Raw genomic sequence first — 19,601 nt, 5'->3', positions numbered from 1 at the left:
GTACGCTCACCGCTCGCACGGCCGGGGAGGTCCGGCCGGCGCGAGGAACCGGCCGTGGGGCGGGGAACGTGTCCTACACAGAGATCGGATCTCACGAAGGGGGCTTACGTCGTGGAACTGACCGCAGAGATCGCCGCGATCCGCGGAGGCCGGGGTGACCCGGCGCGTCTGGTGGGCGAGTTCCGCCGTGCCGTCTTGTTCGTCCCGCTCGCCGTCGGTGACGACGGGACCCACGACGGCCTGATGTCGGCCGTGATGGGCGGCATCCGCTGGTTCTACGCCTTCACCGACGAGCAGGCCCTGGCCCGGTTCGCGGTGGCGCGCCAGGACGCCGACCGCTCGTGGGAGTACCTCGCGATCCTCGGCGCCCGTCTCACCGACGCCGTGGTCCCGACGGTCGACGGACCGGCGGGCGTGGCCGTCAACGTGGCCGACGAGGACGGCTCGATGTTCTTCCCGCCCGTCTCGGGCATCGTCCCCGACGCGTACGCCGTGGACATCGACCGTACGGGCGCGGCCTGATGGCGGGGGACGGGGACCTCGAGGTCTCCCCCGAAGCGGTCAAGGCGGTGCAGGACGGCCTGCGCGCGGCGATCTCGGAGCTGCGCGAGTCCTCGGACGCCGCGGGCGCCTCGCAGGGCGCGGGTTTCAGCGACCTGGCCATGACGGGCATGGAGGCGGGCCACATGGGCCTGTCCAAGGACTTCGAGGACTTCTGCGAGCGCTGGGAGTGGGGCGTGCGCAGCCTCGTGCAGAACGCCAGCACCCTCGCGCAGTCCCTCGGCATCGCGGCCGGCACGGTGTGGGAGGAGGACCAGTACGTCCAGGGCGCCTTCAAGGTCGCCGTGAACGCCGCGTACGGCAATCCGCACGCCTCCGACGAGGAGATCGCGAAGAAGGGCTGGGGCGACATCTTCTCGGCCGACGTCTACAAGCCGGACTACAGCGCGGAGTCGTTCGAGAAGGGTGCCGAGGACATCAGGAAGACCTGGTCGGACACGAAGGACACCGTGACGTCCACCGGGAAGATCGGTTCGCTGAAGGACCTGCTGGACCAGGCCGACGGCAAGGGGGGCAACGGCTGATGGGGCTGGGCGACTTCATACCCGATCCGGTCGAGGACTGGGTCGAGGACCGCGTCGAGGACGTCGGCGACGCGATCGAGTGGACCGGCGACAAACTGGCCGGGCTGGCCGACAAGGTGGGCCTGGACGAGGCGGGCGACTGGATCCGCGACAAGAGCCGCTCGGCCGCCAACCAACTGGGGGCGGACGTCTCCGAGCTGGAGCTCGGGCAGACGGACGACCCGAAGAAGCTCGTCTACGGCAGTGTCTCCAAGATCCGGGCCCAGGTCTCGCACCTGAGCGACTTCGAGCGCTCGTTCACGCTGGTCGGCAACGGTCTCAAGGGCATCGCGGAGCCCGACGGCCTCAAGGGCAGGACGGCGGACACCTTCCGGGAGAAGGTGGCCAAGGAGCCGCCGCGGTGGTTCAAGGCGGCGGAGTCCTTCGGGAAGGCCGCGGACGCGATGAGCCGGTTCGCGGACACGGTGGAGTGGGCGCAGGGCCAGGCCAAGGAGGCCCTGGAGGACTACGAGAAGGCCAAGAAGGCCTCCACCGACGCCCGCACCGCGCACAACAACGAGATCGACGCCTACAAGGACGCCGTCAAGGCGAAGAAGGACCCGCTGCCGCCGAAGCCGACCGGGGACTTCCAGGATCCCGGCAAGGCCATGGCCACGGCCGCCCAGGACAAGCTCGACCGCGCACGCAAACAGCGCAACGAGGTCGCACAGACGGCCAGTGCGGCCGTCCGCGCGGCCCGCGACGCCGCTCCGCCGAAACCCTCGTACGCCAAGCAGCTCGGCGACGGCCTGGACTATCTGGACCTCGCCCAGACGCACCTCGCGGGCGGTGTCGTCAAGGGCACGGCCGACATGGTCAACTTCGCCCGGGCGCTGAACCCATACGACATCTACAACATCACCCACCCCGCCGAGTACCTGACGAACCTGAACTCCACGGCCGCGGGCCTGGTCACCGCCGTCAACGATCCTTGGGGTGCGGGCAAGCAGATGCTCGACGAGTTCATGAAGGACCCCTCGGAGGGCGTCGGCAAGCTGATCCCCCAGCTCCTCGCGGACAAGGGCCTGGGCGAACTCGGCGCGGGCGCCAAGGGCGTCAGGGACCTCGAACACCTCGACGACGTCAAGAAGGGCCCGGGCCGCACCGGTCTGGGCGAGCACGGACCGCACCCGGGCGAGCGGCCCGACCTGGAGAAGCCCAGCAAGTACACCGACCCCGTCGACCTCGCCACCGGCCGGATGTACCTGCCGCAGACGGACGTGGTCCTGCCCGGCGCGCTGCCGCTCGTCTTCACGCGCCGCGCGGAATCCGGCTACACGGCGGGCCGATGGTTCGGACCGGCCTGGTCGTCCACGGTCGACCAGCACCTGGAGGTCGATGCCGAGGGCGTCGTCCTGGTGACGGAGGACGGCCTGGTCGTCGCCTACCCGCACCCGGCGCCCGGCCTTCCGGTGGCGCCCCTGTCCGCGTCGGCCCCGCAGCACCCGCTGGAGCGCACCCCGGACGGCGACTGGACGCTGACCGACCCGGCCACGGGCCACACCCGCCGTTTCGCCCCGCCGGTGGACGGCGCCGAGGACGGCATCGCGCCGGTGTCCCAGCTGGAGGACCGCAACGGCAACCTGATCACCTTCGAGTACGACGTCCACGGCACCCCCCTGGGAATCGCCCACTCCGGCGGCTACCACCTGCGCTTCGAGACCGCCGGCGGGCGGATCACCGCCCTGCACCTGAGCGGCGGCCCCCGGATCCTCGCCTACGGCTACACCGACGGGCACCTGACCGAGGTCACCAACTCCTCCGGTCTGCCGCTGCGCCTCACCTACGACGACCGTGGGCGCATCACCTCCTGGACCGACACCAACGGCAGCCGGTACGAGTACGCGTACGACGACCTGGACCGCTGTGTCGCCGAGGCCGGTGAGGCGGGCCACTACGCCCTCACCTTCGGCTACGACGAGCCGGACGCGGCGACCGGCCTGCGGGCGACGCGCATGACCACCGCCGACGGCCACACCCGCCGCTACCTGTTCGACGAGCGCTGCCGCGTCGTCGCCGAGACCGACCCGCTCGGTGCCGTCACCCGCTACGGGTACGACGCCCGGGGCCGGCGGACGTCGGTCACCGACCCGCTCGGCCACACCACGCACAGCACGTACGACGACCGGGGCCTGCTCGTCTCGGTGGTCCGCCCGGACGGCCGGGAGGCGCGGGCGGAGTACGACGGCCTCGGCCGCCCGGTGCGGGTGATCGCCCCGGACGGCACCGTCACCCGCCAGACCTTCGACGAGCGCGGCAACCGTACGTCCGTCACCCGGGCCGACGGGTCCGTCACCCGCTTCGCGTACGACGAGCGGGGCCACCTCAGCGCGGTCACGGACCCGCTGGGCGCGGTGACCCGGGTCCGCACCGACCGGGCCGGGCTGCCGCTCGCGGTCACCGACCGCCACGGTGCCACGACGACGTACGAACGCGACGCCTTCGGGCGTACGACCGCGGTCACCGACCCGCTCGGTGCGGTCACGCGCACCGAGTGGTCGGTGGAGGGGAAACCGCTGCGCCGCACCGCCCCGGACGGCGGCCGGCGCTCCTGGACCTACGACGGCGAGGGCAACTGCCTGTCCCGTACGGATGCCCACGGCGGCGGACCGGTGCGCTTCGAGTACGGCCACTTCGACGTCCTCACGGCCCGTACCGACGCCGACGGCACGCGCCACGAGTACACGTACGACGCCGCGCTGCGGCTCACGGGGGTACGCAACCCCCAGGGCCTGACCTGGGAGTACGTCTACGACGCGGCGGGGCGGCTGGTCACGGAGACGGACTTCGACGGGCGGACGCTGCGGTACGCGTACGACGCCGCGGACCGGCTCACCGGCCGGACCGACGGTCTCGGGCAGACGATCGCGTACGAGCGCAACGCGCTGGGCCAGACCGTCCGCAAGGACGCGGCCGGCGAGGTGACGACGTTCGAGTACGACGTCTTCGACCAGCTCGCGGTCGCGGTGCGCGGGGACTCCGTGCTGACCCGGCTGCGCGACCGGACGGGCCGCCTGCTGGAGGAGACCGTCGACGGCCGCACGCTCACCTACGCGTACGACGCCGCGGGCCGCCGCACCGGCCGGACCACCCCGACGGGGGCCACCGCCACCTGGTCGTACGACGACGCGGGCCGCCCGGGCACCCTGACCACCGCGGGGCGGCGGATCGGCTTCACCCACGACGCGGCGGGCCGGGAGCTCACCCGCACCTACGGCGACGTGATCACCCTGAGCAGCGGCTGGGACGAGGCGGGCCGGCTGACGGACCAGCTGCTGACCGGCTCCGGCCGCAGCGTCCTGCAGCGCCGCGGGTACACCTACCGGGCCGACGGGGCGCTGACCGCGATCGACGACCTGCTGGCCGGCCCGCGGACCTTCGGTCTCGACCCGCGCGGCCGGGTGACGGCCGTGCAGGCCGAGAACTGGACCGAGCGCTACGCCTACGACGAGGCGGGCAACCAGTCCTCCGCCTCCTGGCCCGGCTCCCACCCCGGCGGCCAGGACGCCACGGGCCCCCGCGCCTACGAGGGCACCCGGCTGCTCACCGCGGGCCGGGTGCGCCACGAGTACGACGCCCTGGGGCGGGTCGTGCTGCGCCGCAGGGCACGGCTCTCGCGCAAGCCCGAGACCTGGCGGTACGAGTGGGACGCCGACGACCGCATCACGGCCGTGACCACCCCCGACGGCACGCGATGGCGGTACGCCTACGACGCGCTGGGCCGGCGCACGGCGAAGGAGCGGATGACGGCCGACGGCCTGGAGGTGGCCGAGCGCACGGTCTTCACCTGGGACGGGAACGTGCTGTGCGAGCAGGCCACCACCACGGCGGACGGCGCCCACGAGGTCGCCGTGACCTGGGACCACCGGGGCCTGCACCCGCTGGCCCAGACGGAACGGATCCTGACGGCGGCCCAGGAGGTGGTCGACGAACGGTTCTACGCCATCGTCACCGACCTGGTGGGCGCGCCCACCGAGCTGGTCGACGAGCAGGGCGGCCTGGCCTGGCGCAGCCGGTCGACGCTGTGGGGGTCCACGGCCTGGAACCGGGACGCGACCGCCTACACCCCGCTGCGTTTCCCCGGCCAGTACTTCGACCCCGAATCGGGTCTGCACCACAACTACTTCCGCACGTACGACCCCGAGACCGCCCGCTACCTGAGCCCCGACCCGCTGGGCCTCGCGCCGGCGCAGAACCCGGCGGCGTACGTCTCGAACCCGCACCGCTGGTGCGACCCGTTCGGGCTGGCTCCGTACTCGGACAGCACCCGGACGGCGCAGGGCGTCGACCACCAGCTCAACGAGGCGGAGAGCGGCAAGGCGAACCACTACCTGTCCGGCATCGGGGGCGACGAGGCGAAGCTGGAGAAGTACCTGAACAGCCAGCTGCGCGCACCGGCCAACTACGTGGACGATGCGTCGGGGGCCCGGATCGTCATCGACCGCAGCCTCAGGGACGGGAACGGCAACCCGGTGGTGATCATCCGCCAGGACCATATGATCCACGCCTACCACGTCGAGGAGAAGGACATCTCGAACTACATCACCCCGCGGGACGGCAAGGACGCGGCGAAGTGGCGAACCCCGAAACCGGATGAGATCAATGAGTAGCGAGAACCCCACCGGGGCCGGGCAGTGGCCGGGCTACCGCTCGAAGCCGTCCTACGACCCCGGCCAGAGCCTGGTCTTCCCCGGCCCGGTGCCCGCGGAGCTGCGGGCCCTCGGGCAGGAGGTCCGGGCGGCCGACTGGCCGGTGCGATTGGCCTTCCGCGCCTCGCGGATGGCCCTGCTGGACACGATGTGCCGCTGGCAGACCCTGCGCGCGCTGGCCTGTGTGCACGCGCTGGCCGCCGGGGCCGCGGATGCCCGGCTGCTGGGCGACCTGCGCGTGGTCCCGGGACCGGAGACGGCCGCCGACCCGGCGCTGTCCGAGGTGCCGGCACGGCTGGAGCGGTACGCCCTGGAGCTGCCGCCGGACCTCGTGGACGCGGTCGTCCGCGACGCCGGCGGGCTGCTCACGGACAACCGGTTCACCGCGTCCGTACTGGGGGCCGGGCTCTCCGCCGATTCGCGCCCGGCCGACACGGACGTGGCGGTCTCCCGCGCGGTGGTGCTCACCAGCTACTGGTACGAGACCCCGGAGCAGCGCGGCGCCCTCGCCCTGGCGTGGAGCGCCAACCTGTTCGTCCGCTCCTGGCTGTGGTGGTCGGCGAGCTTCACGTACGGCGATCCCGCGGGCGGGATCGGCATCACGGCGGACCCGCGCCCGGCCCGCCCGGCGGCGTCCGCCCTGCCGGCCTGGGCGGCTCCGCTGCTGGACCGGGCGGCCGGCTGATCAAAGCACCCCGGTGCAGGGCCCGTTCGGGTCCCGCACCGGGGAAGGCTCCTCAAACGCCGAGATCCCGCCCGGTCTTTCGACCGGGCGGGATCTCGTGACGTTCCCGAGAGCTACTCGCGAACTGTCGTCTGTGGACCTGTGGGGATTTGAACCCCAGACCCCCTCGATGCGAACGAGGTGCGCTACCAGACTGCGCCACAGGCCCTTGCGACGTGTGAAACATTAGCATCCCCGCGCGGGTGCTCCAAAACCGATACCGGGGAGCGTCCGCGCAGGTCGGTCATTCGTTCGCGGCGCGGGGGCGGTCGTCGCTCTCGTACTGGTCGAACAGGGGCGTGCGGCCGCGGCCCTGGCCGCGCAGGCGGCCGTTCGGATGGGCCCTCTGGTCCGGCTTCTGCTCGGCCTTCTGATCCGCCTTCGGCTCGGCCTTCGGGCCCGTCGGCCCCGGCTGGGCGCGCAGGCGGGGGTCCGTCGGCTCGGCGGCGCTGGAGCGGGTCGCGCTCCAGGCGTCCGGCGCCACCGGCCCGGTGGCGCGGGGGGCGACGGGGGCCGTCACGTACGTCGGCAGCGGGACCGGGACCGGTTCCCAGCTGTCACCGCGGGCGGGGCCGCGTTCGCGTTCGCGCTGCTGGTCCACCCACTCGGCGTGGTCGGTCTGCTCGACCAGCGCGCGCCGTCCGGCCTCCTGCGGGGAGACCGGTGGCGCAGGGTCCGGTTCGGATCCGGCGGCGGCCTCCGGCTCGCGGCGGCGCGGGCGGTTCTCGCGCAGCTGCCGCGCGGCGGCCTCGGCGCGGCGCCGGTCCATGGTGAACTCGTAGCGGCGCCGCTCCTGGACCCGCAGGTGCACGATGTACGCGCTCAGCAGCAGGGCCGGCACGGCGGGGGCCCAGAGGTAGCCCAAACCGCCGACGGCGGCGACGACCGCGCCGAGCGTGAAGATCAGGAAGAGGAGTGCGGTGGTGCGACGGCGACGTGCGAGCACCTGGAGGCGCTGCTCGCGCCGGTGCCGCTCCACCACGGCCGACCTCGGTTCCGCCCTGGTCGGGGGCACGCCGATGACCCGGCCGTCGGCGTCCACGGAATTCACCGTTTCCGTCGCGGCGTCCGGGTCCGCGCGGTACTGGGGCCCGGCCTCCTGGTCGCCGCGTTCACGCAGCCCCTTGGCGTAACGGCGCTCCATTCCCGCCCGGCCGGAAAGCAGCCGAATGGCAGTGGAGAAGCGTTCCGTCGGACGGGCTTCGTTCAGCTCGTCCTGCCTCCGGAGCCACATGGGCACCAAGTAGGCGGCCCAGGCCCCGACAATGACTGCGTAGATGAGGCCGCTGCTGCTCACACCTCACACCGTAGAGGGGCGCGGCCGGGCGGATCCGCCAATTGGACCGGTGTGTCGCACGAACTGGCTGATATCACGGACTTTTTTTGTGATTCTTCGGATCAGATTATGGGCGAATCGGTTCCCGCCCCCCGATAATTCGAACAGTTATTCGTTTACGGGGGTGTGGTGCCCTGCGCGCGGGACCGGTGCCAGCGGCGCAGCAGCCCCTCCGGGACCTCCTCCGCCGTCAGCGCGTACACGAGGTGGTCGCGCCAGGCGCCGTCGATGTGGAGGTAGCGCGGCCGCAGCCCCTCCTCGCGGAAGCCCAGCTTCTCCACCACCCGCCGGCTCGGCCCGTTCTCCGGCCGGATGCACACCTCCATCCGGTGCAGTCCGACCTTGGTGAAGCAGTGGTCCACGGCGAGCGCGACCGCCGTCGGCATCACGCCCCGGCCCGCCACCTCGCGGTCCACCCAGTACCCGACGTGGCCCGCGCACATGGAGCCCCAGGTGATCCCGGCGACCGTCAGCTGGCCCACGAGGCGGCCCCGGTACTCGATGACGAAGGGCAGCATCCGCCCCGCGTTCGCCTCGGCCCGCAGATGGCGGACCATCTGCCGGTACGTCGGCCGCTGGATCACCGGCCCCCACGGCGCGGGCGGCGGGATCGTCGCCTCCCACGGCCGGAGCCAGTCGCGGTTGCGGCGGTTGACCTCGCGCCAGGCGCTCTGGTCACGCAGCTTTATCGGCCGGAGCGTGACGTCGCCGTCGGTCAGCACCACGGGCCAGGAGGGTCCGTTCAGCTCGGGCTCCCGGCGGATCTGTTCGCGGGCGCGGGGTGGTCGCCGCCGCGGATCTGGTCCACCGCGTGCGGCAGGATCCGCGTGAGGACCGCGAGGCCGTCGCGGACGCCCCCCGTGGAGCCGGGCAGGTTCACGATCAACGTACGGCCGGCCACGCCCGCCAGCCCCCGGGACAGCGCCGCGGTCGGCACGTGCGCCAGGCCCTCGGCGCGGATGGCCTGCGGGATGCCGGGGATCTCGTAGTCCAGCACCCGCGCGGTGGCGTCCGGGGTGCGGTCGGTCGGCGAGATGCCGGTGCCACCGGTGGTGAGGATGACGTCGTACCCGGCGGCCACGCCCTCGCGCAGCGCCTGCTCGACCGGGTCCCCGTCCGGGACGACCCGCGGCCCGTCCACCGTGAACCCGAGCTTCTCCAGGCCCTCGGCCAGCAGCGGACCGCCCCGGTCGGCGTAAACGCCCGCCGAGGCGCGGTTCGAGGCGGTCACCACGAGCCCGCGCGGGGCGCGCCCGGGCTCCCGGGCCTCGTCGGCCCCCTGCCGCACGGGTGCGGGGGCGGGGGCGGCGGGTTCCGGGGCGGATGCGGGGACGTGGCTGAAGGCGTCGCCGCCGCGCGGGGCGTTCACGCGCGCGTCCAGTCGCCGGACTTGCCGCCGGTCTTCTCCTCCACCCGGACGTCCGTGATCACAGCGCCCTTGTCGACGGCCTTGACCATGTCGACGACGGTGAGCCCGGCGACCGCGACGGCGGTCAGCGCCTCCATCTCGACGCCCGTGCGGTCGGTCGTCTTCACGGTGGCGAGGATCTCGACGGCGTCGTCGGCGACGGAGAGGTCCAGCTTCACCCCGGACACGGCCAGCGGGTGGCAGAGCGGGATCAGGTCGGGGGTCTTCTTCGCGCCCATGATCCCGGCGATCCGCGCGGTGGCGAGGGCGTCGCCCTTGGGCACGCCCTCGCCCCGCAGCAGTTCGATCACCCGGGCGGAGACGAGCACGCGCCCGCTGGCCCGCGCCGTCCGCGTCGTGACGTCCTTCTCCGAGACGTCCACCATGCGGGCCGCGCCGGCCTCGTCGATGTGCGTCAGCCTGCTGTGCTCAGGGGTTCCGGGGGTCTCCCCCCGGGAAAACGCTGCCATAGGTTCGTGCCGCTCCCGCTCCGGGCCCCGCAAGGGCCTGTGTGGTGCAACACGCTACCCGCACCGGCCGGACTTCAGCCGAGCAGGACCACTTCGAGGTCGGCCCCCGGCTCCGCCGAGGTGACGTCCTCCGGAACGACGATCAGGGAGTCGGCGTGGGCCAGCGCCGCGATCAGGTGGGAGCCGGATCCGCCGACCGGGCGGACGGTGCCGCTCTCCGGGTCGTACGCGCCTCGCAGGAACTGGCGGCGGCCCGCCGGGGAACCGAGCGCCTTGTCGGCCGCCAGGGTCGCCCGCACGCTGGGCCGGGAGACGTCCGGCAGGCCCATGAGGGCGCGGATCGCGGGCCGTACGAACAGTTCGAAGGAGACGTACGAGGACACCGGATTGCCGGGCAGGGCCAGCAGGGGGGTGTGGTCCGGGCCGATGGTGCCGAAGCCCTGCGGCTTGCCGGGCTGCATCGCGAGCTTGCGGAAGTCCATCCGCCCGCCGCCGGACCCGTCCTCGTCGCCGCCGACGGAGGACAGCGCCTCCTTGACCACGTCGTACGCGCCGACGCTGACGCCGCCCGTCGTGACGAGCAGATCGGCCCGGATCAGCTGGTCCTCGACGGTGGAGCGCAGGGTCTCGGCGTCGTCGGAGACGGCTCCGACCCGGTAGGCGATCGCCCCGGCGTCGCGCGCTGCGGCGGCCAGGGCGAAGCTGTTCGAGTCGTAGATCGTCCCGGCGGCCAGGGACTCGCCCGGCTGGACGAGCTCGCTGCCGGTGGACATCACGACCACGCGCGGACGGGGGCGGACCCGTACGGCGCCCCGCCCGATGGCGGCGAGCAGCGCGATCTGCGGCGGGCCGAGCACCGTCCCGGCGGCCAGGGCGAGGTCCCCGGCCTGGACGTCGCTGCCGCGCGCCCGGACGTGGGCCCGCGCCTCGGCGGCGCGGTGCACCCGCACCTCGCCGGCCGCGCCCTCGGGGGCCGCGCTGGCCGGGGTCATCCCGGCGGCCGCGCCGCCGCCCGTACCGCCGTCGGTCCACTCGACCGGGACGACGGCTTCGGCGCCCGGCGGGAGCGGGGCGCCGGTCATGATGCGGGCGGCCTCGCCGGGGCCGACGGTGGGCAGCTCGCCGCTGCCCGCCGCCACGTCCCCGATCACCGTGAGCACCGCGGGGAACTCCTCGCTCGCACCCTGGACATCGGCCGTGCGGACGGCGTAACCGTCCATGGAGCTGTTGTCGAAGGGCGGGAGCGCGACGGGCACGGTGACGTCTTCGACCAGGACACAGCCCTGGGCGTCGAGCAGCTGGAGCTCGATGGGCTCCAGCGGCCGGATCGCGGCGAGGACGTCCGCGAGGTGCTCGTCGACCGACCACAGGCGCTGGGTGCCGTGGCCGGTGTCCTGCGGTGCGCGGCTGCTCAAGGTCCTACATCTCCTCCGTGACGTAACGGTGAAGCCAGGTGCGGAACTCCGGGCCCAGGTCCTCACGCTCGCACGCGAGACGGACGATGGCCCGCAGGTAGTCCCCGCGGTCCCCGGTGTCGTAGCGACGGCCCCGGAAGACCACGCCGTGCACCGGGCCGCCCACGGACTCGTCGGCGGCCAGCTTCTGCAGGCCGTCGGTGAGCTGGATCTCCCCGCCGCGGCCCGGCTCGGTCTCCCGCAGTATGTCGAAGATCGCCGGGTCGAGTACGTACCGTCCGATGACCGCGTAATTGCTGGGGGCGTCCGCCGGGTCGGGCTTCTCGACGAGGCCGGTGATCCTGACGACGTCGTCCTCGTCCGTGGCCTCCACTGCCGCGCAGCCGTAGAGGTGGACGTTGGCGGGGTCGACCTCCATGAGGGCGATGACGGTGCCGCCGGTGCGGGCGTGGACGTCGGTCATCTGGCGCAGCAGCGGGTCGCGCGGGTCGATCAGGTCGTCGCCGAGGAGGACGGCGAAGGGCTCGTTGCCGACGTGCGGCTCGGCGCACAGGACGGCGTGTCCCAGACCGCGGGGGTCGCCCTGGCGGACGTAGTGCATGGTGGCCAGGTCGCTGGACTCCTGGACCTTCTTGAGGCGGTCGTCGTCGCCCTTGGCGATGAGCGCCGACTCCAGCTCGTAGTTGCGGTCGAAGTGGTCTTCGAGGGCGCGCTTGTTACGTCCTGTGATCATGAGGACGTCGTCCAGGCCGGCCGACACGGCCTCCTCGACGACGTACTGGATGGCCGGCTTGTCCACGACCGGGAGCATTTCCTTGGGCGTCGCCTTCGTCGCCGGAAGGAAGCGGGTACCGAGACCTGCGGCCGGGATCACGGCCTTCTTGATCACAGGGTGCAACTGAGTCATGGGCAGAACGATAGTGGGTCGCGCAGACCACTCCGGGTTTGTTTCCGGTAAGTAGATCCGATAATGCACCGGTTTGAAAGGAAATCAGAATCAGCTTGGTAGGGAACCCGCCGAACCCGTCCGAAAAGGCCTTGCTGCGCCGAGAACTGCTCGCCGCCCGCCGCGCCTTGTCCCCCGAATCCCTGCGTACGTCGGCCCTCGCGCTCTCCCGCTCCGCCCTCGAACTGCCCGAACTCGCCGATGCGCGAACGGTGGCCGCGTACGTCTCCGTCGGCTCCGAACCCGGCACGCGCGATCTGCTCGACGCCCTGCGCGCGGCCGGCAAGCGGGTGCTGCTGCCCCTCCTGCTGCCCGACAACGATCTCGACTGGGCCGGGTACGAAGGCCCCGGCAGCCTCACCGAGGCCGCCCACCCCGGCAGGATGCGGCTGCTGGAGCCGGCCGGGCCGCGGCTCGGGCCGGACGCCGTCACCGCCGCCGACGCCGTCCTGCTGCCCGGGCTGGCCGTCGACGGCCGCGGGATGCGCCTGGGCCGCGGCGGGGGCTCGTACGACCGGGTGCTGGCGCGCCTGGCACGGGCCGGGGCGCATCCCGCACTGGTCGTGCTCCTCTACGACGAAGAGGTGGTCGCGCGGGTCCCGGAGGAACCGCACGACCACCCCGTTCAGGCGGTGGCCACCCCGTCGGGGGTGGTCAGATTCACAGCGTGAGGGTCACGGCGTGAAGGTCACGGCGTGAGGGTCACGGCTTGAGCGTCAGCGTCTCCACCGTCGCCTTGTCCACGGCCTCCTTGCCGAACGGCCAGTCCAGCAGCTCGCCCTTGGCCCACAGGTCCGTCTGGTCGTAGTAGTTGTCGTGGTAGGCGTGGCCCGAGGCCCCGGTCAGGTTGATCCAGCGGGACTTGTCCGGGTCGCTGAGGTTCACGATCATCCGCATCGACGGGACCCAGGTGACCCCGTACCCGCTGGAGGCGTTCCAGCCGGTCGCGTTCACGGTGGCCTCGCCGCCGCCCAGGTTCCACGGGCCGCGGTTGAGGAGGAACTGCAGGAAGCCGGGTCCCTCGGTGCCGATGGTCTGGTTCTTCAGCGTCAGCTGGTGCAGGCGGCCCCAGCTCCAGGTGGACTGGTCCTTGCCGAGCTTGGCGGTCAGCTCCCAGCGGGCGTCCTTCATGGCCCGCGCGAACAGCTGGTCACGGGTGGCGGTCGCCGGCTGGTTGCGGGCGGCCGGCGTCTGCCACCAGGCCGACTTCTCGTCCTTGACCAGGCGGCGGACCACCTCGAACCAGCGGTCTCCGCCGTCCGGCTGCGCCGAGTCGGGGCCGCGCGTGCCGCACTCGCGGACCGTCTTGGCCAGGTCGTCGACCGGACCGCTGCTCGTCTCCCGGACGTTCATGCAGCTGCCCTCGATCCGCAGCTCCTTCGGCATCTTGTCGCCGAAGGCCAGCTTGAGGACGTTGCGCCAGACCGCGTTGAAGTACGCGGCCGCCGCCGAGTCGGGCTCCTGCGTGTAGTTCCAGCCCTCCAGCAGCTTCTGCGCGGAGCGCACGTCCGGGTCCGAGACCTCGATCTTGGACAGCATCGGGGTCAGCAGCGCGGCGATCTCGCTGCTGTTGTCCATCTGCATGCCGCGCATGTCGTCCGTGGAGATCTTGCCGCTGTCCTTGATCTTCGCGTCGATGAGGTCGTTGATCCGCTGGCTGCGGGCGCCGTAGCCCCAGTCGGTGGTCAGCACGTACGGGTACTTGCCCGCACCGGTCCCGCTCTCCACGACGGCCTGGTTCGCGGTGACGATGTAGCCGCGCGCCGGGTTGTAGTCGTACGGCATCTCGTCCTGCGGGACGTAGCCGGCGTTGCCGTCCTTGCCGCCCTTCCAGGCGTACTTGGAGTCCCAGCCGGGGGCCGGCATGCGGCCGTCGCCGGCGCCGCGGACCGGGATGCGGCCCGGGGCCTGGTAGCCGATGTTGCCGACGGGGCCCTTGTTGTCCGCGTAGATCAGGTTCTGCGACGGCACCTCGAAGTCGCGGGCCGCGGCGCGGAAGCCCGCGAAGTCCTTGGCCCGGTCGAGGCTGAAGACCGCGTCCATCGACTTGCCCGGGTCCAGCGCGGTCCAGCGCAGGGCGACGGCGTAGCCGTTGCCGCGGTCGGGGGCCGAGCTCGAGACGGGGGCACGGCTGCCGACCGTGCCGAGCTCCTCGCTGCGGTCGGAGATCAGCGGGCCGTTGTTGGTGGTGCGGACGGTGATCTTCTTGCTCTTGCCGCCCGCGATCTTGATGACCTCTTCACGGGTCGTGAAGGGGACCACCTTGTTGTCGTAGACGTAGCCCTCGGGCTTGACCTGCTCCAGGTAGAGGTCGGTGACGTCGGCGCCGAGGTTGGTCATGCCCCATGCGATGTCGGCGTTGTGGCCGATGACCACGCCGGGCATGCCGGAGAAGGTGTAGCCGGCGACGTCGTACTTGCACTGGCTGGAGACCGCGCGGCAGTGCAGGCCCATCTGGTACCAGACCGAGGGCATCTGCGGCGACAGGTGCGGGTCGTTCGCGAGCAGCGGCTTGCCGGTCGTCGTGTACTGGCCCGAGACGACCCAGGAGTTCGAGCCGATGCCGCTGCCGTTGGGGCCGAGGATCGCGGGGACCTGGTCCAGGGTCTTGGCGAGGGAGGTCAGCGAGGTGCGCAGGCCCACGGTCGCGCCCTGGGCGGTGGTGTCGTCCGCGAGACCGCTGGAGGGTGCGAGGTCGGCCGGGGTGGTGGACGCGGTGGAGGCCTGCGAGCCGGTGCCGGTACCGCCGGACGCCTTGCCGGTTCCCGTTCCCGGGGAGCCGGCGGCCGCGGTGCCGGGGGTGTACTTCCCGCCTTCGATCTTGCCCGCGTCGACGATCGGCTTGTTCCGGTCGAAGGGGTACGGCGGGTAGAGCTCGTCGATCTGCTGCGGCGTGAGCTTGTTGGACATCAGCGCGCGGTCGATCTCGTCCTGCATGTTGCCGCGCAGGTCCCAGGCCATCGCCTTGAGCCAGGCCACCGAGTCCACCGGCGTCCACTGCTCGGGCTGGTAGTCGTCGCTGAGCTTGAGGGCGGCGTGCTCGACGGAGAGGTCCTTGCCCGACTTCCCCTTCAGGTACGCGTTGACCCCGTCGGCGTAGGCCTGGAGGTACTTCTTCGTCTCGGGCGAGAGCTTCGTGTCGTACTCGGCCTGCGCGACCTGGCGCCAGCCGAGCGTGCGCAGGAAGGCGTCGGTCTCGACCTGGCCGGCCCCGAACATCTCGGAGAGGCGGCCCGAGGTCATGTGGCGGCGGACGTCCATCTCCCAGAAGCGGTCCTGGGCGTGGACGAAGCCCTGGGCGCGGAAGAGGTCGTCGTCGTTGTCGGCGTAGAGCTGCGGAATCCCGTGGGAGTCGCGCTTGACCTCGACGGTCCCGGTCAGGCCGGGGACCTTGAGGGTGCCGGTGGCCTGCGGGAAGGAGGCACGGATGTTGTCCATGCTCCAGTACGTCCCGTACCCGAAGCCCACGAGGAGCGCCAGGACCAGCACGAGCACGATCAGACGGGCGCGTCGTCCCTTCTTCTTGACGGAAGGGGCGGTTTCGTTGGCGGGCATCGCTGTCCTTAGAGGGGCAGGGTGGTCCTGGGAGTGCTGGGAGCAACCATAGGCGCAGGACCGGGTCCGTTGATCCGCCAGGGGTCGAGGTGACGAGGACAGGGCCGATCAGGCGTTTCACAATGTGGTTATCGCGTAAAGGGCTCGTCAAATATTAGGTAAGGTAACGAAGTACCTGCCGATCTTGCCGGACTTGTCGCCCGGAGGAACGTTCCGCCTGGCGACTCGAGGAAAGGGCCGCCCGCTGACCGTCCACACGCTCAATGAGCTCCTGCTGGTCTGCTCGCTCGTGCTGCTCGTCGCCGTCGCGGCGGTACGCATCTCTTCACGCAGCGGCCTTCCCAGCCTGCTCATCTACCTCGGCATAGGCATCGCCATAGGACAGGACGGGATCGGCAACGTCGTCTTCGACAACGCCGAGCTGACCCAGGTCATCGGGTACGCCGCGCTCGTCGTGATCCTCGCCGAGGGCGGTCTGGGCACCAAGTGGAAACAGATCAGGCCGGCCCTGCCGGCCGCGATCGTGCTGTCACTGGTCGGCGTCGCGATCAGCGTCGGGGTCACGGCCGCCGGAGCGCACTACCTGGTCGGGCTGGACTGGCGGCAGGCGCTGCTGATCGGCGCGGTCGTCTCCTCGACCGATGCCGCGGCCGTCTTCTCGGTCCTGCGCAAGGTGCCGCTGCCCGCCCGGATAACGGGCGTGCTGGAGGCGGAATCCGGCTTCAACGACGCCCCCGTCGTCATCCTGGTCGTCGCCTTCGCGACCGTGGGCCCCGTGGACCCGGGGTACGTCCTCGTCGCCAAGATCGCCCTGGAGCTGGCGATCGGCGTCGCGATCGGCCTGTCGGTGGGCTTCCTGGGGGCGTACGGGCTGCGGCACGTGGCCCTGCCCGCCTCCGGCCTCTACCCGATCGCCGTGATGGCCATCGCCGTGACGGCGTACGCGGCCGGCGCGATGGCGCACGGCTCCGGCTTCCTCGCCGTCTACCTGGCCGCCATGGTCCTCGGGAACGCCAAGCTCCCGCACTGGCCGGCGACCCGGGGCTTCGCGGACGGGCTCGGCTGGATCGCCCAGATCGGCATGTTCGTGCTGCTGGGCCTGCTGGTGACCCCGCACGAGCTCGTGAACGACTTCTGGCCCGCGGTGGTCATCGGGCTGGTGCTGACGATGGTGGCGCGGCCCCTGGAGGTCTTCATCAGCCTGCTGCCGTTCCGGATCCCGTGGCAGGAGCAGGCCCTGATGTCGTGGGCGGGCCTGCGCGGCGCCGTGCCCATCATCCTGGCGACCATCCCCATGGTGACCGGGATCGAGGGCAGCGACCGCGTCTTCAACATCGTCTTCGTGCTGGTCGTCGTCTACACCCTGGTCCAGGGGCCGACCCTGCCCTGGCTCGCGCGCAAGCTGCAGCTCGGCGACTCCGACGCGGGCCCCGCCGACCTCGGGATCGAGTCGGCGCCGCTGGAGAAGCTGCGCGGGCACCTGCTGTCGTTCGCCATCCCGGCCGCCTCGCGGATGCACGGCGTCGAGGTGAGCGAGCTGCGGCTGCCGCCGGGGGCTTCGGTGACGCTGGTGGTCCGGGACGCCAAGAGCTTCGTACCGCTGCCGTCGACGGTGCTGCGGCGCGGGGACGAGCTGCTGGTGGTGGCCACGGATCCGGTACGGGACGCGGCGGAGGCCCGGCTGCGGGCGGTGGCGCGCGGCGGCAAGCTGGCGGGATGGCTCGGGACGGGCTCGAACGGAGGGTGAGCCGGGGCCGTCGCGGGCGTCGGGCCGGGGGCGCGGCAGGGGCCGGGACGGGGTGGGGTCCGGGTCGAGCGGGCCCGTGCGCACTTCAACAGAGCGTTAGATCGTCGTTCTAAATCTGTGTTTTCGCGGCATGCGGGCCGCTTCACCCCGCTTTTACGCCCTGCGGAATGCAAAATTCCAGTTAATCGCAGGTGAAGGCACACCCTGTCGCCGGAATCACAGGACACGTGAGCGGTCTGCCTGTACGATAAAGGCACACCACATCGAACCAACTCTGCCTGACGCAGAGCTGGCGCGACCGCAAAGCGGCCGTGGCACCCTCCCGCAGTGGGCGCCCAGGTATCACTCGGTTCTGCGCAAGAGGACAGCTCTCGGGGCTCCCACATGTACGGGTGCGGTCGCTCACGAGGCGGCACACCGTCCGCAGACGGGGACGCTCTACCAGGCAGCGGAAAGGCCAGGCCGTGACATCCGCGGTCACGACCGACACGTCCGCCCGCCCCGGTTACGGGCAGCTCCTGCGCACGCCCGGCGCCCTCGGCTTCGTTCTCCCGGGATTCGCCGCCCGGCTCCCCTTCGGCATGCTGACCATCAGCATCCTGCTGCTCGTCCAGCACACCACCGGTTCCTACGGCAGCGCCGGCATCGTCGCCGCCGTCACCGGCATCTCGATGGCGCTGTCCGCCCCGGTGATGGGCAAGCTCACCGACCGCCACGGCCAGAGCGCCGTCCTGGTCCCCGTCGTCCTCACGCACGCCGTCGCCGTCAGCGCCCTCGTGGCGTTCGCCCTGCTCGGCGCCCCCGTCTGGGCGCTGGGGCTGGCCGCGGTCCCCGCCGGAGCGTCCGTCCCGCAGGTCGGTCCGATGGTCCGGGCCCGCTGGGCCGCCCGGCTCGGCGGGGGCACCTCTCAGGGCGAAGGCTCCCCGCTGCTGCCGACGGCCGCCGCGTTCGAGTCCGTCACCGACGAGTTCACCTTCGTCGTCGGCCCGGTGCTGGCGACCGCCCTGTGCACCGGCGTCCACCCGGCCGCCGGTCTGGTAACCGAGGCCGCGCTGACGCTGGCCGGCGGCCTGGTCTTCGCCGCCCGGCGCGCCACCCAGCCCAAGGCGCACGCCGTCGTCGCCGGCGCCGAGAAGCACGCCTCCGCGCTGTCCTTCGCCGGCCTGCGCGTCCTGATCGTGGCCTTCCTCGGCATCGGCGCCGTCTTCGGCGGCATGCAGGTGTCGCTGGCCGCCTTCTCCAACGAGATCGGCAACCCGGGCGCCAACGGCCTCCTGTACGGCATCTTCGCGGCCGGCAACATGACCGCGGGCATCGCCTGCGGCGCGATCACCTGGAAGATCGGCCCGCGCCGCCGGCTGCTGCTCGGCTACGCAGGCCTCACCGTGGCCGCCTCGGTCCTGTGGACCGCGCACTCGATGATCCTGCTGGGCGCGCTCGGCCTGGTCGTCGGCCTGTGCATCGCCCCGGCCCTGATCACCGGCTACACGATGGTCGAGTCCCTGATCCCGGCCAGCGCCCGGACCGAGGCCTTCACCTGGCTGACCGGCGCGGTCGCCTTCGGTCAGGCCACCGCCGTGACCCTGGCCGGCCGCCTGACGGACGCGCACGGGTCCACGTACGGCTTCCTGGTGCCCATGGCCGGCACCGTGCTGGCCCTGGCCACCCTGCTCGCACTGCGGGCGAAGCTGGCCCCGAAGGCCCCGAGCCGGATCATCAACGCGTCGGCCCCGGCGGCACCGGCCGCCCGGGCGAACGAGCGTGGTGTCGGTCACCGCGTACCGGTGACGGTGGACTGATCGGCCGGAATACGTCACCATGGAACGTCGTTAGCACTCATCGAGTCAGAGTGCCAGGAGGAAATTCGTGCCGACCTACCAGTACCAGTGCACCGAGTGCGGCGAGGGCCTTGAGGCCGTGCAGAAGTTCACCGATGACGCACTGACGGAGTGCCCGAACTGCCACGGACGCCTGAAGAAGGTGTTCTCCGCGGTCGGCATCGTCTTCAAGGGATCCGGTTTCTACCGGAACGACAGCCGCGGCGCTTCGTCGAGCAGCACCCCTGCCTCGAAGCCGTCCACGCCTGCCGCCCCGGCAGCCCCCGCCGCTTCGTCGACGTCCTCGTCGTCGAGCAGCAGCTCCACCTCGGCTGCGTGATCGCGGATCCCTGATCCCGTTCGTTCTTCGCAAGGCCCCGTCGCCCCTTCCGGGCGGCGGGGCCTTGCGC

At 71.9% G+C, this 19,601-nt stretch carries 15 protein-coding genes and 1 tRNA gene; 8 read left to right on the top strand and 8 right to left on the bottom strand.

The genetic code is table 11. The annotated features are described in order from the left end of the window. Positions 1-111 precede the first annotated feature (111 nt). Genes ACIPK4_RS01690 through ACIPK4_RS01675 form a run of 4 tightly spaced genes read left to right on the top strand, consistent with a single transcriptional unit; the run spans position 112 to position 6,458 of the window. Positions 112-522, top strand: coding sequence for an SseB family protein (locus tag ACIPK4_RS01690; RefSeq protein ID WP_402308475.1), 411 nt, complete (start codon positions 112-114; stop codon positions 520-522). After that, positions 522-1,085, top strand: coding sequence for a hypothetical protein (locus tag ACIPK4_RS01685; protein ID WP_054226656.1), 564 nt, complete (start codon positions 522-524; stop codon positions 1,083-1,085). The genes ACIPK4_RS01690 and ACIPK4_RS01685 overlap by 1 nt, the downstream gene beginning before the upstream one ends. Continuing rightward, positions 1,085-5,734 carry a putative T7SS-secreted protein gene (locus ACIPK4_RS01680; RefSeq protein ID WP_402308472.1) on the top strand — a complete coding sequence of 1,550 codons (4,650 nt, stop codon included), beginning with the start codon at positions 1,085-1,087 and terminating at the stop codon, positions 5,732-5,734. Before ACIPK4_RS01685 ends, ACIPK4_RS01680 begins: the two co-directional genes overlap by 1 nt. After that, positions 5,727-6,458 (top strand): hypothetical protein, encoded by a 732-nt coding sequence (locus ACIPK4_RS01675; RefSeq protein WP_402308469.1) that lies wholly within the window; start codon positions 5,727-5,729, stop codon positions 6,456-6,458. The genes ACIPK4_RS01680 and ACIPK4_RS01675 overlap by 8 nt, the downstream gene beginning before the upstream one ends. Before the next feature lie 134 nt (positions 6,459-6,592). Here ACIPK4_RS01675 and ACIPK4_RS01670 read toward each other — a convergent pair. From ACIPK4_RS01670 to galU, 7 genes are all read right to left on the bottom strand, one after another. Continuing rightward, positions 6,593-6,666, bottom strand: a tRNA-Ala gene (locus tag ACIPK4_RS01670). Between the two features lie 75 nt (positions 6,667-6,741). After that, a complete protein-coding gene (locus ACIPK4_RS01665; protein WP_402308468.1) occupies positions 6,742-7,794 on the bottom strand; it encodes a hypothetical protein in 1,053 nt (350 codons plus the stop codon). Positions 7,795-7,949: 155 nt separating this feature from the next. After that, positions 7,950-8,558 (bottom strand): GNAT family N-acetyltransferase, encoded by a 609-nt coding sequence (locus ACIPK4_RS01660; RefSeq protein ID WP_054226652.1) that lies wholly within the window; start codon positions 8,556-8,558, stop codon positions 7,950-7,952. Positions 8,559-8,575: 17 nt separating this feature from the next. Continuing rightward, positions 8,576-9,121, bottom strand: coding sequence for a molybdenum cofactor biosynthesis protein B (locus tag ACIPK4_RS01655; protein ID WP_402309058.1), 546 nt, complete (start codon positions 9,119-9,121; stop codon positions 8,576-8,578). Positions 9,122-9,198: 77 nt separating this feature from the next. Further along, a complete protein-coding gene (moaC, locus tag ACIPK4_RS01650) occupies positions 9,199-9,711 on the bottom strand; it encodes a cyclic pyranopterin monophosphate synthase MoaC (protein WP_054226651.1) in 513 nt (170 codons plus the stop codon). A 74-nt stretch (positions 9,712-9,785) separates the two neighbouring features. Beyond that, on the bottom strand, positions 9,786-11,126 hold the full coding sequence (gene glp / locus ACIPK4_RS01645) for a gephyrin-like molybdotransferase Glp (RefSeq protein ID WP_402308463.1): 1,341 nt from the start codon (positions 11,124-11,126) through the stop codon (positions 9,786-9,788). Between the two features lie 4 nt (positions 11,127-11,130). Continuing rightward, positions 11,131-12,033, bottom strand: coding sequence for a UTP--glucose-1-phosphate uridylyltransferase GalU (gene galU, locus ACIPK4_RS01640; RefSeq protein ID WP_054226649.1), 903 nt, complete (start codon positions 12,031-12,033; stop codon positions 11,131-11,133). Between the two features lie 131 nt (positions 12,034-12,164). Here galU and ACIPK4_RS01635 point away from each other — a divergent pair, with 131 nt between their 5' ends. After that, positions 12,165-12,743, top strand: coding sequence for a 5-formyltetrahydrofolate cyclo-ligase (locus ACIPK4_RS01635; RefSeq protein ID WP_402308461.1), 579 nt, complete (start codon positions 12,165-12,167; stop codon positions 12,741-12,743). A 31-nt stretch (positions 12,744-12,774) separates the two neighbouring features. On the opposite strand, the gene ACIPK4_RS01630 is transcribed toward ACIPK4_RS01635, so the two are convergent. Further along, entirely contained in the window at positions 12,775-15,627 is a 2,853-nt protein-coding gene (locus tag ACIPK4_RS01630) for a penicillin acylase family protein (protein WP_402308459.1), read from the bottom strand. Positions 15,628-15,820: 193 nt separating this feature from the next. Between ACIPK4_RS01630 and ACIPK4_RS01625 the strand changes: the two genes are divergently transcribed. The 3 genes from ACIPK4_RS01625 to ACIPK4_RS01615 all read left to right on the top strand — a co-directional run bounded on the left by ACIPK4_RS01625 (position 15,821) and on the right by ACIPK4_RS01615 (position 19,531). Further along, on the top strand, positions 15,821-17,374 hold the full coding sequence (locus ACIPK4_RS01625) for a potassium/proton antiporter (protein ID WP_402308456.1): 1,554 nt from the start codon (positions 15,821-15,823) through the stop codon (positions 17,372-17,374). A gap of 464 nt (positions 17,375-17,838) precedes the next feature. Continuing rightward, a complete protein-coding gene (locus ACIPK4_RS01620; RefSeq protein WP_402308455.1) occupies positions 17,839-19,173 on the top strand; it encodes an MFS transporter in 1,335 nt (444 codons plus the stop codon). 67 nt (positions 19,174-19,240) lie between these two features. Beyond that, positions 19,241-19,531, top strand: coding sequence for an FmdB family zinc ribbon protein (locus ACIPK4_RS01615; RefSeq protein WP_054226644.1), 291 nt, complete (start codon positions 19,241-19,243; stop codon positions 19,529-19,531). The last annotated feature ends 70 nt before the right edge of the window (positions 19,532-19,601 follow it).

Origin of the sequence: Streptomyces sp. NPDC086989, from assembly GCF_044745505.1 — a bacterium.
In the GTDB taxonomy this organism is placed as follows: domain Bacteria; phylum Actinomycetota; class Actinomycetes; order Streptomycetales; family Streptomycetaceae; genus Streptomyces.
The sequence above is the reverse complement of the archived record's forward strand: the minus strand, read 5'-3'. Positions and strand labels throughout refer to the sequence as shown.